This window comes from Bacillus hominis, from assembly GCF_018332515.1.
Taxonomy (GTDB): Bacteria; Bacillota; Bacilli; order Bacillales; family Bacillaceae_G; genus Bacillus_A; species Bacillus_A hominis.
Window position 1 is genome coordinate 1 of record NZ_BOQD01000463.1, and the last position, 243, is coordinate 243.

The 243-nt window shown below is 36.6% G+C and carries 1 pseudogene; it reads left to right on the forward strand.

The window, feature by feature from the left end:
- A pseudogene (locus KI356_RS26375) lies at positions 1 to 243 on the forward strand (hypothetical protein); the annotation flags it as partial.

Here is a 243-nt window from a genome sequence, read left to right on the forward strand (position 1 = left end):
TAGTGTCACCGCAAGTGAAGAAAGAAAATGTAGGGAACATAGTGTCACCGCAAGTGAAAAAAGAAAATGTAGGGAACATAGTCTCACCAAACGTATCAAAAGAAAGTGTTATTATCCCGCAAGTAATACCGCCTAATATTCAAGTGCCAAACATAATGCCAATAATGGATAACAATCAAATGCCAAATATGATGCCAATAATGGATAACAACCAAATGCCAAACATGATGCCGATAATGGATA